We start from the raw sequence: 12,415 nt of genomic DNA on the forward strand, positions 1-12,415 counted from the left end.
TGTTAATATCCGGCCGTAGCCCCCGGCCGTACCGGCCCCGTTTTGCAGGACATGGACATGAGCGACCTGATACACGAATTCGTCTACCGTTCGGCACGCCGGACCCCCGCTGCCGAGGCCCTCGTCCATGGCACGCGCCGGCTCGACTATGCCGCGCTGGCGCGCCTGGTCGGCCAGGCTGCCGGCGCGTTGCTTGCCAGCGGCCTGGAACGGTCCGAGCGCGTGGCCGTCTACATGGAAAAGAACGTCGAGAACGTGGCCGCGATGTTTGGCGCCGCCGCCGCCGGCGGCGTGTTCGTCCCCGTCAATCCCTTGCTGAAGCCCGAACAGGTCGCCTACATCCTGGCCGACTGCAATGTGCGCGTGCTGGTGACGACGGCCGACCGCCTCAAGCTGCTGCTGGCCGTGCTGCCGGAGTGCCGCGACCTGCGTCTCGTCATCGCGGTCGGCGCCAACGGCGAGCTGCCGGCGCTGCATGGCGTCGAGGTACTGTCGTGGGACGACACGCTGGCGCTGGCCGAGCGCAACACGCGCGCCCCCCACCGCGCCATCGACGGCGACATGGCCGCGATCCTGTACACCTCGGGCAGCACCGGCAAGCCGAAAGGCGTGGTGCTGTCGCACCGGAACATGGTGGCCGGCGCCAACAGCGTCGCCAGCTACCTGGACAACACGCCGGAAGACCGCATCCTGGCCGTGCTGCCGCTCAGCTTCGACTATGGCCTGTCACAGCTGACGACGGCGTTTTCGGTGGGCGCGACGGCGGTGCTGATCAACCACCTGCTGCCGCGCGACGTGCTGAACGCCGTGGTGGCCGAACGCATCACGGGCCTGGCGGCGGTGCCGCCGCTGTGGATCCAGCTGGCGCCATTGAACTGGCCGGCCGACTGCACGCTGCGCTATCTGACCAATTCCGGCGGCGCCATGCAGCGCCCCACGCTGGACGCATTGCGGCGCGCACTGCCCAACGCGCGGCCGTTCCTGATGTACGGCCTGACCGAGGCGTTCCGCTCCACCTACCTGCCGCCGGAGGAACTGGAGCGCCGGCCCGACTCGATGGGCAAGGCGATCCCGAACGCGGAAGTCATGGTGCTGCGCCCGGATGGCAGCGAATGCGCGGCCGGCGAGCCGGGCGAGCTGGTACACCGTGGCGCGCTGGTCTCGCTGGGCTACTGGAACGATCCGGCCAAGACGGCCGAGCGCTTCAAGCCGATCGTGTCGCGCCAGTACGGCCTGCCGCTGACGGAGCTGGCCGTGTGGTCCGGCGACACGGTGCGCAAGGACGAGGAAGGCTTCCTGTACTTCATCAGCCGCAACGACGAGATGATCAAGACCTCCGGCTACCGCGTCAGCCCGACCGAGGTGGAGGAGGTGGTCTATGCACGCGAGCAGGTGGCCGAGGCGGCCGCGCTGGGCGTCAGCCACCCGACGCTGGGCCAGGCCATCGTCGTCATCGCCTGTCCGCGCGAAGGCACGGCGCTGACGGCGTCCGACCTGCTGGCGGCGTGCAAGCCGCACCTGCCGGCCTATATGCTGCCGCAAAAGGTGATCATCGCCGACGCCAGCCTGCCCCGTAATCCGAACGGCAAGATCGACCGCAAGCTGCTGTCGACCCAGTATGCCGACGTGTTCGTGGAGACGCCATGAACGCGCCCGCACCCAAGCTGCCGCCACAGCACGCGCCGCTGACGCAGTTCGCGGTCGCGCACGACTGCCTGCTGGTGGGGGGCGTGCCGCTGACCCGCCTGGCCCAGCGCGTGGGGCAGACGCCGTTCTACGCCTACGACCGCGCCGCCATCACGGCGCGCGTGGCCGAGTTGCGCCGCGCGCTGCCGGCCGACGTGCACCTGCACTATGCGATGAAAGCCAATCCGATGCCCGCCGTCGTGCAGCACCTGGCGACCCTGGTCGACGGCATCGACGTGGCCTCCGGCGGCGAACTGCGCGTGGCCCTCGATACGCCGATGGCGCCCGGCCATATCAGCTTTGCGGGACCCGGCAAGAGCGACGCCGACCTGGCGTGCGCGATCGCGGCCGGCATCGTGCTGAACCTGGAGTCGGAAGGCGAGATGGAACGCGCCGCCGTCATCGGGGAACGGCTCGGCATCGCGCCGCAGGTCAACGTGCGCGTCAATCCGGATTTCGAACTGAAATCGTCCGGCATGAAGATGGGCGGCGGTCCCAAGCAGTTCGGTGTCGATGCCGAGCGCGTGCCCGCGCTGCTGCGCCGGATCGGCGAGCTGGGGCTGGATTTCCACGGCTTTCACATCTTCAGCGGGTCGCAGAATCTGAAAGTGGCGGCGCTGCAGGAAGCGCACGAGAAAACGTTCGCGCTGGCGTTGCGCCTGGCGGCCGACGCGCCCCGCCCGCCGCGTATCCTGAACATCGGCGGCGGCTTCGGCATTCCCTACTTCCCCGGCGAGGAGCGGCTGGACTTGCCTGTCGTGGGCGCCAACCTCGCCCGCATCCTGGACGAGGTGCGTCCGCAACTGCAGTGCGCCCAGGTCGTCATCGAACTGGGGCGCTACCTGGTCGGCGAGGCCGGCGTCTACGTCTGCCGCGTGGTGGACCGCAAGGAGTCGCGCGGCCACGTGTACCTCGTCACGGATGGCGGGCTGCATCATCACCTGTCTGCCTCCGGCAATTTCGGCCAGGTGATTCGCAAGAATTATCCGGTCGTGATCGGCAACCGCGTCCACGGCGGCGCGCGCGAAAAGGCCTCCGTCGTGGGACCGCTGTGCACCCCGCTGGACCTGCTGGCCGACCAGATGGAACTGGCCCGGGCCGAGCCGGGCGACCTGGTCGCGGTGCTGCAGTCCGGCGCCTACGGCATGACAGCCAGCCCGGCCGGCTTCCTCAGCCATCCGGCGGCGCTGGAAATCCTGGTGTGACAGTCTAGAAAAACTACAAGGGGTGGACGATGGGCGGACTATGCGGATGGTTGGGTCACGGCGTCGCCGACCCCGGCGTGATCGACAGGATGGCGGCGCCGCTGGCGCGCTTCGACGGCACACCGATCGAGAGCATGCACGGCCACTTGGCCGGCGTGGCCGTGGCGGCGCGCTCCGGCAGCGCCGACGTGCACCGGCGCGACGGCCTGATGGTCGCGCTGTGGGGCCACCCCGTCTTGACGACGCCCGACCTGGCGCGTCAGGCCGCGTCCAATGGCGTCGCCGCCACGCTGGCGGCGCACTGGCACGATGGCCGCATGGGCGCCGAGCAGCTGTGCGCCGCGCTGGGCGGCCCGTTCGCCCTGTGCATCCTGGACGAGCACCGCGGCGAAGCCGTGCTGGCCGTCGACCGCCTTGGCATCCATCCGCTGACGTGGCAGCTGGCCGGTGAGACACTGCTGTTCGCCTCCTCCGCCGATGCGCTGAACCGCCACCCGCTGGCGCGCGCCGAGGTCGATGCGCAGGGCCTGTACAACTACGTCTACTTCCACATGGTGCCCAGCCCCGGCACCGCGTACCAGGACCAGCAACGCCTGCTGCCGGGCGAATTCCTGCACTACCGCCAGGGCCGGGTCGAAACGCGGCCTTACTGGCAGATCGCGTTCCACGAAGATGGCAAGCGCTCCTTCGAGGACCTGCGCGACGACTTCCTGGCGCACCTGCGCAGCAGCGTGCGCCAGGCCAGCGCGGGCGCCAAGATCGGCGCCTTCCTCAGCGGCGGCACCGACAGCTCGACGATCGCCGGCATCCTGTGCGACGTCAACGGCGCGGGTGCCGACACCTACTCGATCGGCTTCGAGGCGCAAGGCTACGACGAGATGGAATACGCGCGCATCGCCTCGCGCCATTTCGGCACCAAGCATCATGAGTACTACGTGACGCCCGACGACGTAGTCGCCGCCATCCCGCAGGTGGCCGCCGTGTGCGACCAGCCGTTCGGCAACGCGTCGGCCGTTCCGGCCTTCTACTGCGCGCGCATGGCCCGCGCCGACGGCGTCACGCGCATGCTGGGCGGCGACGGTGGCGATGAACTCTTTGGCGGCAACGAGCGCTATGCCAAGCAGCACGTGTTCGCGCTGTACGAACGGGTGCCGCAGCTGTTCCGCAAGGCGCTGCTGGAGCCGGCCGTGTTCAACTTCCCCGGCGGCGAGCGGGTGCGGCTGCTGCGCAAGGCGCGCAGCTATATCGAGCAGGCCTCGGTGGCGATGCCGGCGCGCCTGGAAACCTACAACCTGCTGGGCCGCTACGGCCCGCAGCAGGTGTTTACCGACGACTTCCTGGCCGGCGCCGACATCGGCCAGCCGCTCGCGTCGCTGGCGCGCACGTACGGCCGCAGCGAGGCAAAAAGCCTGATCAACCGCATGCTGGCGCTGGACCTGAAGGTGACGTTGGCCGACAACGACCTGCCGAAGGTCATGAAGGCCTGCGAGCTGGCCGGCGTCGAGGTGGCGTTCCCGTTCCTGAACGACGCCATGGTCCAGTTCTCGGCTGGCCTGACGCCGCAGCAGAAGCTGAACGGCACCCAGCTGCGCTGGTTCTTCAAGGAGGCCTTGAAAGGCTTCCTGCCGATGGAGATCATCACCAAGCAGAAGCACGGCTTCGGGCTGCCGTTCGGCGTCTGGCTGCAGCGGCACAAGGCGTTGCAGCAGCTGGCCAGCGACAGCCTGCACGACCTGAAAAAGCGTGGCATCGTGCGCGGCGCCTTTATTGAACAATTAACGGGCCAGCACCTGACCGAACACGCGGGCTACCACGGCACCATGGTGTGGGTCTTGATGATGCTGGAGCAGTGGTTCCGCCAGCGCGAGGCGCTGCGGTGAGCGTCGCCGTCGTCATCCCGTACTTCCAGCGCCAGCCCGGCATCCTGGCCCGTGCGCTGGCCTCGGTGCTGGCGCAACGGACCGACGAACCGATCGACATCATCGTCGTCGACGACGAATCGCCGGTGCCGGCGCGCGCCGAGGTGGCGACACTGCCGGCACAGCAGCAGGCACGCGTGCGCATCGTCGAACAGCGCAACGGCGGCCCGGCCGCGGCGCGCAACAAGGCGCTGGACAACGTGGCACCAGGCACCGAATACGTCGCCTTCATCGATTCGGACGACACCTGGGCGCCGGACCACATCGCCCACGCCCTGCGGGCGCTGCGCGCCGGTCACGATTTTTATTTTTCCGATTTCTACCAGTTGCACCAGAGCGTCAGCGCGTTCGAGCGCGCCGGCCGCATCGACCCTGCGCGTCACGCGCTGCTGCCGGGCGAGACGCAGCTGCACCGCTACCAGGCCGACATGCAGGGCCAGATCCTGGGCGGCAACGTGATCGGCACGTCGACGGTGGTGTACCGCTACGCGTCCTTCCGCAGCCTGCGCTTTCGCGAGGAGTTCGTGTACGCGGGCGAGGACTACCTGTTCTGGCTCGACCTGGCGCGCATGACGGACCGCATCGCGTTCTCGTCGGCGCGCGAGGTCGTGTACGGCCCAGGGGTGAACATCTTTGCCGGCTCCGGCTGGGGCACGGAGAAATCGCTGATCCGCCTGCATTACGAGATGAAGTACAAGAAGGCGATCGCCCGGCTGTATCCGCTGACGGTGCAGCAGGCCGAGGACAACCGCCGCGCCGTGCAGCAGCTGCGGCGCAGCTTCGTCGCGGACGTCGTCCATCGCGTGGCGCACCGCAAGCCATTCATGGCCGTGCTGCTCAAGCAGCTGAAAGTCGATGCGCAGAGCGTGCTGTTCTTCGTGCCCTTGGCCGTCGGGCTGGTCTTGCAGCGCAAGCGGGCGGCATGATGCGTGTCCTCGTCAGCATCCTGAACTGGAACGGCGCCGCGCAGACGGTCGAGTGCGTGCGCGACCTGCTGCGCCAGCAGTTGCCGGAGGGCGCCCGCGCCGACATCCTTGTCATCGACAACGGCTCGGCAGCGGCCGACGCGCAGGCGCTGGGCGACGGCCTGGCGGGGCTGCCGGTGCGGCTGCGGCGCGAGAGCGTCAACCACGGCTTCGCGGGTGGCCACAACCTGGCCGTCGCGGACGCGCTGGCGCAAGGGTACGACTTCCTCTGGCTGGTCAACAATGACGCCGTCATGGGCGACGAACACGTGCTGGCGCGCCTGCTGGCGTTGATGGTGGCCGATCCGCGCTGCGGCGCCGCGTCGCCGCTGCTGGCGATCCTGGACCAGCCCGAAAAAATCTACTTCTGCGGGAACTTCCATGACTGGCCCTCGGGCACGACGCGGCGCGCGCGCGACGTCGACGAAGCCCGGCGGCTGGCGCCCGCGCGCCTGGCACAACAGTGGGTGCCCGGCACGGCGATGCTGCTGCGCCTGGACGCGCTGCGCACGGCGGGTGCGCTGGACGAACGCATGTTTGCCTACTACGAGGACGACGAATTGTGCGCCCGCCTGGCCGCCGCCGGCTGGCACAGTGCCGTCGCCTACGACGCCCGCGTGCTGCACGCGATGCCCAAGCGCGAGACGGACCGGCCGCCGTATTACTTCTACCTGATGGCCCGCAACCACCTGATCTTCTGGCACGGCAGCACGCCGGCCGCGCACCGCCGCGCGCTGGGGTTGAAGCTGCTGGACCGGGCGCTGTACGACGTCAACCGGCTGCGCTACCGCGGCTATCCGCAGCACGCGGAAGCGGCGCTGCTGGGCGTGGAGGACTTCCTGCGCCGCCGCCATGGCCGGCCGCAACTGGCGCGGCGTGCGGCGTTGCCGCTGCGCTGGCTGCGGGCACTGTTGTGGCTGCCCCACCGGCGCGTGCTGCGCCGGCTCGACGGCAACGCCTGACGAGCGTTGTTTCTGCGTCAAGGCGGCCCCGGCTATTGATCCGCACGTCGCGGCATGTCACTATCTTATTGTTAATTTTTTAACGGGTGATTCCATGTCCATTCGACTGTCCCAGGCCGCCGCGGCCGTCGCCAGCGCCGCGCTGCTGGCCGCTTCCCTGACCGGCTGCAAGTCCGACTCGGCCGAGTCCTTCCTGGCCGAGGCCAGGCAGTACCAGCAGAAGGGCGACAACAAGGCGGCCGTCATCCAGCTCAAGAATGCCCTGGAAAAGAACCCGGACGACGCCGAGGCGCGCCTGCTGCTGGCGCAGCTGTCGCTGGAGATGGACGACCCGCTGACGGCGGACAAGGAAGTGCGCCGCGCCATTGCGCTGAAGGTCGACGAAGCGAAGACGACGCCCGTGCTGGCGCGTGCGCTGGCCCAGCAGGGCAAGTACCAGGACCTGTTGGACGCGACCGAGAAGGTGACCCAGACCGCCGACGTGCTGGCGCTGCGCGGCAGTGCCTATCTGGGCCTGGGCAAGGGCGAGGAAGCGAAAGGCGCCTTCGACGCCGCGCTGGCCAAACAGGCCCGGCACGCCGACGCACTGGCCGGGCTGTCGCGCTACGCCGCGATGCAGAAGGACTGGACGCTGGCCCAGCAGCTGGTCGACCGGGCCATCGCGGCGGACGGCAAGAACGTCCACGCCTGGCAGCTGAAGGGCGACCTGCAGCGCGCGCAGAACAAGCCGCAGGAGGCAATGGCCGCCTACCAGCAGGTGCTGAAGCTGAAACCGGGACACCGTACGGCGCACCTGGAGCAGGCCGAACTGAACATCGCCGCCGGCAAGTACGACGCGGCGCAGGCCGACATCGACGCCGCCCGCCAGAACGGCGCCAACGGCGGCCTGATTGCCTATAACCAGGCGCTGCTCGACTTCTCGCGCGACAAGATGAAGGATGCGCAGACCAACCTGCTGAAGGTCATGCAGGCGGCGCCGAACCACATGCCCAGCGTGCTGCTGTCCGGTGCCGTGGCGCTGAACCTGGGCCAGCTGGAGCAGGCCGAAAAACACCTGCGCAAATATGTCGAATGGAACCCGACCAATGTGTACGCGCGCAAGATGCTGGTCAGCACGCTGTTGAAGGCGCGCCAGCCAGCCGAGGCCGAAACGTTCCTGGCACCCGTGCTGAAGGACGGCAAGGCGGACGCGTCCGTGCTCGAACTGGCGGGCGAAGCGGCCATGCTGCTGCAGCAGCCTGCCAAGGCCAGCAAGTATTTCGAACAGGCTATCGCGCAGGATCCGAAACGGGGTTCCGTGCACGTGGCGCTGGGCCTGGCCAAGCTGGCGCAGGGCGACCGCGCCGGCGGCGCGGCCGAGCTGGAAACGGCCATGAAGCTGGCGCCGGCCTCGCTCGACGCCGGCGCCACGCTGGTGCGCGTGCAGACCAGCACGGGCGACTACGACAAGGCCTTGGCCAGCATCGCGCTGCTGGAAAAGGCCCATCCGAATTCGCCGGTGCTGCACAACCTGAAAGGTGGGGCCTACCTGGGCAAGAAGGACGTCAAGGCGGCCCGCGCCAGCTTCGGCGCCGCCCTGGCCGCCGACGCGACCTATTTCCCCGCCGCCGCGAATCTGGCCCAGCTCGACCTGCAGGACAAGAACCCGGCCGCCGCCAAGCAGCGTTTCGAGACCATCCTGCAGAAGGACGACAAGAACGCCGAGGCCATGGCTGCGCTGGCGGAAATCGCGCTGACCGAAGGCGACAAGCCCAAGGCGACCGCCTGGCTGGAAAAGGCCGTGGCGGGCCAGCCGGACGCGCTGGCACCCGCGCTGAAGTTGAGTGAGCACTACGTCAACCTGGGCACGCCGCAAAAGGCGCTGACCTTGCTGGGCAAGCATGCGCTGGCCAATCCGGCCAATCCGCAGCTGCTGGACGTGCAAGGACGGGCCCAGCTGGCCAACAAGGATGTGCCGGGCGCCATCGAGACGTTCAGCAAGCTGGTCAGCGTCGAACCGAAGTCGGGCGCGGCCCATCTGCGCCTGGCCACGGCGGAGATGCAGCGCAAGAACCCGGCCGCCGCCGGCGAAGCGCTGAAGAAGGCTATCGCCGTCGAGCCCGGCTTCATGCAGGCCTACCTGGCCCAGGCCGAGCTGGCCGCCGGCCAGCGCAATTACGACGCGGCGCTGGCCACCGTGCGCCAGGTCCAGCAGCGTTTCCCGCAATCGCCCGTTGGGCAGCTGCTGGAAGGCGATCTGTGGATGCAGCAAAACAAGCCGGCCCAGGCGCTGAAGCCGTATGAGGCGGCCTTTGCCATTGCGCCGACCGCCACCATGTTGATGAAGGTGGGCAAGGCCTTGCAAGCGGGCGGCAAGTCGGCCGAGGCCGACCGCCGCGTGGCCGAATGGCGCCGCCGGCACCCGGACGAGCCGCTGTCGGCCATGTTCGCGGCCGAAAACCATATCGCCGCGAAGCAATACCGGCAGGCGATCACGGAATTGGAAGCGGTGCTGAAGAAGGTGCCGGACAACCTGGTGGCCCTGAACAACCTGGCCTGGGCCTACCAGCAGGAAAAAGACGCGCGCGCATTGCCGACGGCCGAGAAAGCCTACCAGCTGGCCGGCAAGAATCCGATGGTGATGGATACCTTGGGCTGGCTGCTGGTGGAGCAGGGCAACACCGCCCGCGGCTTGCCGCTGCTGCAGGAGGCGGCCAAGCTGGCGCCGGACGCGGGCGATATCCGCCTGCATCTGGCCCAGGGCTTTCATAAGGCCGGGGATAAAACCAACGCGCGCAAGGAACTCGAGTATTTAACGAAGGGTAAATTCAATGCCCAACAGGAAGAAGCTCGTTCTTTAATGAAACTACTTTGATTGATATTGCGGAAAATCAAACTGCGATTAGGCAATTTCCGTGTATCGTAGGAAATCAGATATTTTCAAGGTATAACATTTTTTAGCAGATTTTTACTTAAAAATAGGTTAATCTCTGCAATATTGTCTTCACTAAAGCGTGAAAGAAACGCCCACATGGTGCATTCGGCAAGCCGCTACAGCTCATTCCGATTGCTCACCGACCGGCTGCTCGGCAAACGCGACATTCTGATTCCGTATTTTCAGTTTGTCCAGGTTCCCGCCGATGAGTACGAGGGTGAGCTGATGCGCCAGATACAACGCCTGCGGTATGAGGTGTACTGTGTGGAACGTAACTTTCTTGACTGTGAAGAATACAAAGATCAACTCGAAACAGACGAGTACGATCGCTACTCTGCTCACTTTGCTGCTTTTAATGACGAACGCGAGATCATAGGAACTGTCCGCCTCGTGCAGCCGGCCGAACACATGCTGTATCCGTTCGAAAGCCACTGCACGGTCTTTGATGATTTTCGCTTTCCACCACGCGAGAAAGCTGGGGAGATTTCCCGCTTGGTGGTTCGTAAGACGTACCGGCGCCGCCGCGGCGATTCCATGGAAGGGGTATCCAGGGAGTTCGTGCAAGGAGGCAGCGCCACGCCATCGCCGCGCTTACGCGAGCAGCGCGGCAACAGTCCACTGCTACTACTGGGCCTGTACAAGGAAATGTACCGGCACAGTCGCCGTAACGGTATCCGTTACTGGTATGCAGCCATGGAACGCTCGCTGGCCCGGTCCCTGGACAGGATGGGCTTCAAGTTTGTGCCCATCGGGCCGGCGACAGATTATTACGGGCCAGTAACGCCCCATATCGTCGACCTGGATGAGCTGAGCGCCAGGTTGCACAGTGAGAATCCTTTTTTGGCCGCGTGGTTTGACGACGAGCCGATTCCGCTGTGGGTCAAGATGAAAACCCTGGTCGTCAGTACGTTGATCGGTGCGCCTCGGGGGAAATAAGCAGACCTCGAGGGGCACATCGCCTGAAGAGTGAGGAATGATAGCCACCCAAAATTTGTCGCGTCTGCCGGTTCGCTCCCCAGAGCCCCGCAGCGCCACCCCGACCAGCTTTGATTTTTCCCATGCCCCGCAGGTATTTCGCACCTATTGCGGCGGCGCCCTGAACGGCGTGCCGCCCGATATCTCGCGGCTGCGCTATGAGGTGTACTGCCTCGAGTGTGCATTCCTGCACCCGGATGCGTACGGGGAAGGGCTCGAGCATGACCATTACGACGGCCAGGCCACGCATTTCGCGGCCTATACGGCCGAGGACCGCCTGGTGGGCGCCGTGCGCCTGGTCCAGCCGAAGAACGGTGACTGCTACCCGTTCCAGCGGCATTGCCAGCCATTCGAGGGTTACCAACTGCCGCCGGCCGAGGAATCGGCCGAGATCTCGCGGCTGGTCGTGCGCAAGGGGCACCGCCGCCGTCGCGCCGACTCGCTGCAGGGCGTGCCCGGCCGCGGGACGGACGCGCCGCCCAGCCGGCCCGGCAACGAGCACTGGCGCAGCGGCGAAGACCGCCGGGGCGAGGAACGCGATTCGCCGATGCTGCTGTTCGGCCTGTATCGCGAGATGTACCGGCACAGCCTGCAAAGCGGCATCCGCTACTGGTATGCGGCGATGGAGCGCTCGCTGGCCCGCTCTTTGCAACGGCTGGGCTTTGCCTTCCAGGCCATCGGTCCGCAAAGCGACTATTACGGCGCCGTCACGCCGTGCTTGCTGGATTTGCGGGCACTGGAGCGCCGGCTGACCGAGGCCAACCCGGCGCTGGCGGCCTGGTTCATGGAAAAGCCGTTCGTGCGAACGGTGTAAGCCGTGCTCAGGCCGGCACATCTTTGCTGATATCGATCAGCTTGGTCACGTGGTTGCGGAAGCTGTGCACGACGATGTGCGGCGACTGCGGCACGGGCAGCCCGGCCAGCAGGTCCGTCATCATCGACACGGCCAGCGCGGCCACCGTAAAGCTGCCGACGGCCAGCTGGGAGGCGGGGCAGGGCCGGCCGTCTTCCATGATCGTCAGCGCCCGGCGCACCTGTTCCACCACTTGGGGGTCCAGGTGCGCCCCGATCCGGGCCATGATCTTGCCGAACACGTTCGAGTAGCTGGCGTCGCCTTCCGTCGTCGCCTGCGCCACGTCGTGCGCGATGATTTCCGTCAGCGAGCCGCTGGCGTCGGCCGGGAAATACAGCACGCCGGCCCCCTGGCCGATCGACAGCGCCGTGAAGATCGGGCGCTGCAGCCCCTTCGCGGCCGTGTGCAGGCTGAGGATGGCTTCCAGGTCGAGGAAATCGATCGTGTCGAAGATGATGTCGACCTTGCCGACCAGCTCGGCCGCATTGGCCTTGTCGAGGTTGGCGACGATCGCCTCGACTTCCGCTTCCGGATTGATGCGCAGGATGTGCTTTTTCAGCGCCTCCGCCTTGGGGGTGCCGATATCGTCGAAGTCGAAGAACTGGCGGTTCAGGTTGTGCGCGTCGACCGTGTCGCCGTCGATCAGCACGAACTTGCGAAAGCCCATGCGCGCCGCGCAAATGGCCGTCGAGCTGCCCAATCCATTCCCTGCAATCAATAAACTCGTCTCGCGGATGCGTGCCTGGGTTGCTGGGCTGACATATCCTTCGTTGCGGGTTACAAAGGTGTCGTAATTAAATGCCGTAGCCATCGGATCTCCTCCTGGTCTATTTTTTCCTAGAATAAAGCATTCCGAGAAATTTGTCGGCAATCTTTACAGTCCATATTCGGAGAATTCCCACAAGTGTGGCTTCAATGGCGTAATGCACTTGTTTT

General features: G+C 66.4%; 9 protein-coding genes. 8 read left to right on the forward strand and 1 reads right to left on the reverse strand.

Annotated elements, in window-relative coordinates; genetic code table 11:
* Window positions 1-57: 57 nt before the first annotated feature.
* From E7V67_028075 to E7V67_028110, 8 genes are all read left to right on the forward strand, one after another.
* Window positions 58-1,647, forward strand: coding sequence for an acyl-CoA ligase (AMP-forming), exosortase A system-associated (locus E7V67_028075; GenBank protein WUR13494.1), 1,590 nt, complete (start codon window positions 58-60; stop codon window positions 1,645-1,647).
* Window positions 1,644-2,891, forward strand: a complete 1,248-nt coding sequence (locus tag E7V67_028080; GenBank protein ID WUR13495.1) for a pyridoxal-dependent decarboxylase, exosortase A system-associated — start codon at window positions 1,644-1,646, stop codon at window positions 2,889-2,891. The genes E7V67_028075 and E7V67_028080 overlap by 4 nt, the downstream gene beginning before the upstream one ends.
* Window positions 2,892-2,920: 29 nt before the next feature.
* Window positions 2,921-4,771: an asparagine synthase-related protein gene (locus tag E7V67_028085; GenBank protein WUR13496.1), complete on the forward strand. Its 1,851-nt coding sequence runs from the start codon at window positions 2,921-2,923 to the stop codon at window positions 4,769-4,771.
* Window positions 4,768-5,736: a glycosyltransferase family 2 protein gene (locus E7V67_028090; protein WUR13497.1), complete on the forward strand. Its 969-nt coding sequence runs from the start codon at window positions 4,768-4,770 to the stop codon at window positions 5,734-5,736. The genes E7V67_028085 and E7V67_028090 overlap by 4 nt, the downstream gene beginning before the upstream one ends.
* On the forward strand, window positions 5,733-6,737 hold the full coding sequence (locus E7V67_028095) for a glycosyltransferase family 2 protein (protein WUR13498.1): 1,005 nt from the start codon (window positions 5,733-5,735) through the stop codon (window positions 6,735-6,737). The genes E7V67_028090 and E7V67_028095 overlap by 4 nt, the downstream gene beginning before the upstream one ends.
* A gap of 94 nt (window positions 6,738-6,831) precedes the next feature.
* Window positions 6,832-9,591, forward strand: a complete 2,760-nt coding sequence (prsT, locus tag E7V67_028100; protein ID WUR13499.1) for a PEP-CTERM system TPR-repeat protein PrsT — start codon at window positions 6,832-6,834, stop codon at window positions 9,589-9,591.
* A 156-nt stretch (window positions 9,592-9,747) separates the two neighbouring features.
* Window positions 9,748-10,587, forward strand: a complete 840-nt coding sequence (locus E7V67_028105) for a PEP-CTERM/exosortase system-associated acyltransferase (GenBank protein ID WUR13500.1) — start codon at window positions 9,748-9,750, stop codon at window positions 10,585-10,587.
* A gap of 37 nt (window positions 10,588-10,624) precedes the next feature.
* Window positions 10,625-11,440, forward strand: coding sequence for a PEP-CTERM/exosortase system-associated acyltransferase (locus E7V67_028110; GenBank protein WUR13501.1), 816 nt, complete (start codon window positions 10,625-10,627; stop codon window positions 11,438-11,440).
* A gap of 7 nt (window positions 11,441-11,447) precedes the next feature.
* On the opposite strand, the gene E7V67_028115 is transcribed toward E7V67_028110, so the two are convergent.
* Window positions 11,448-12,290: a ThiF family adenylyltransferase gene (locus E7V67_028115; GenBank protein WUR13502.1), complete on the reverse strand. Its 843-nt coding sequence runs from the start codon at window positions 12,288-12,290 to the stop codon at window positions 11,448-11,450.
* Window positions 12,291-12,415: the final 125 nt, after the last annotated feature.

It is taken from the genome of [Empedobacter] haloabium, from assembly GCA_008011715.2.
GTDB classification, from domain to species: domain Bacteria; phylum Pseudomonadota; class Gammaproteobacteria; order Burkholderiales; family Burkholderiaceae_D; genus Rugamonas; species Rugamonas haloabia.

Excerpts from the sequence above, each read along its gene's own strand:
- E7V67_028075 (WUR13494.1), top strand. The coding sequence starts at position 58 with ATGAGCGACCTGATACACGAATTCGTCTACCGTTCGGCACGCCGGACC.
- E7V67_028080 (WUR13495.1), top strand. The coding sequence starts at position 1,644 with ATGAACGCGCCCGCACCCAAGCTGCCGCCACAGCACGCGCCGCTGACG.
- E7V67_028085 (WUR13496.1), top strand. The coding sequence starts at position 2,921 with ATGGGCGGACTATGCGGATGGTTGGGTCACGGCGTCGCCGACCCCGGC.
- E7V67_028095 (WUR13498.1), top strand. The coding sequence starts at position 5,733 with ATGATGCGTGTCCTCGTCAGCATCCTGAACTGGAACGGCGCCGCGCAG.
- prsT (WUR13499.1), top strand. The coding sequence starts at position 6,832 with ATGTCCATTCGACTGTCCCAGGCCGCCGCGGCCGTCGCCAGCGCCGCG.
- E7V67_028105 (WUR13500.1), top strand. The coding sequence starts at position 9,748 with ATGGTGCATTCGGCAAGCCGCTACAGCTCATTCCGATTGCTCACCGAC.
- E7V67_028110 (WUR13501.1), top strand. The coding sequence starts at position 10,625 with ATGATAGCCACCCAAAATTTGTCGCGTCTGCCGGTTCGCTCCCCAGAG.
- E7V67_028115 (WUR13502.1), bottom strand. The coding sequence starts at position 12,290 with ATGGCTACGGCATTTAATTACGACACCTTTGTAACCCGCAACGAAGGA.